The sequence below is a fragment of the Streptomyces sp. NPDC005485 genome, assembly GCF_040606085.1.
Taxonomy (GTDB): domain Bacteria; phylum Actinomycetota; class Actinomycetes; order Streptomycetales; family Streptomycetaceae; genus Streptomyces.
Genome location: NZ_JBEXDZ010000332.1, coordinates 1 through 1144, shown reverse-complemented (window position 1 = coordinate 1144; position 1144 = coordinate 1). Strand labels below are relative to the sequence as shown.

Annotated in this window: 1 protein-coding gene; it reads right to left on the bottom strand. The window is 69.7% G+C overall.

The annotated features are described in order from the left end of the window. A partial coding sequence (locus ABZS97_RS44020) for a class I SAM-dependent methyltransferase (protein WP_356149750.1) occupies window positions 1–782 on the bottom strand: 782 nt, incomplete at its 3' end. Between the last annotated feature and the right edge of the window lie 362 nt (window positions 783–1144).

Sequence of the window (1144 nt, the reverse complement as noted above, 5' to 3'; positions counted from 1 at the left end):
CGCTCCTCGCGCTGCGGCGGGGTGCTGATCGGGCGGCCGTAGGCGGCAGCGCGCTCGCGCAGGGTGTGGGTGCCGGCCTCCCAGCCGTACCCGGCCAGCCAGCCCACCGGGTCGTCGGGCATCTCCGAGACCCACATGGACGCCGCCGATCCCGGCACGGCGTCCGCGCCGAAGCGCTCGATCACGCCGCGCGAGCCCAACGTCAGCCCCATCCAACTGCCTGCCGCCGACAGCGTGCTGATCCGGGCCAGCAGTAGCTCCACCGCGTCCTCGGGCAGATAGATCAGCAGTCCTTCGGCGATCCACACGGTCGGCACTGCCGGGTCGTGCCCCGCGGCGGCCAGCGCGCCTGGCCAGTCCTCACGCAGATCCACCGCGACGGTGATCCGCCCGCAGCGCGCGACGGCCCGCTCCTGGCGCAGCACCGAAGCCTTGAAGTCCAATGGCGCGGCGGTGTCGACCTCGAACAGCCGGGTGCCCGCGGGCCAGTCCATCCGGAAGGCCCGGCTGTCCATGCCGGCGCCGAGCAGCACAACCTGCCGAACCCCGGACGCGGACGCCTGCTGCAACAGGTCGTCGAGGAACTTCGTCCTGATGACGATGGAGAACGCCACGGCCAGCCAGCGGCGGCGCGCGGCCTCATCATCGGGCAGCGGCGGCGAGGAGGGCCACAGGCCGCCGGCGGCGGCGAAGGCCTGTGCCAGTGGGTCACGGAACAGGGCGTTCTCCCGCTCGGTCTCCAGCGCCCGCACCCGGGCCACCCCCACCGCCGTGGCCCACACTCCCGACGGCTGCACCCGCTCCTGCTCATCAGTCACCGCGCCAGCCTAGGTGATCGATTCCCAGGTCCTGACGAGAGGAGCCAGCTTCAGGAGCGGCCAGCCGGTCATGCCCGCACTGACCGCCTACGACCGCTAAAACCACCTAGGCGAAGATCAACAGTCACTATGCGTACGTGACCACAAGAAGTGGACCAGAGCCACGACTCACCACCAGAGCCAGACCCCGATAGCTGGAACAAGAAGTAGACCTCCGCCACGTGAACCCTGCGCGCTGGGCTGCAATGCAGGAAAGCACGGTCTACTCGGGGTCGGTGTCCTCGTTGAAGTTCCCCAGATGCAGAGGGACTTGACCGACTTCACTG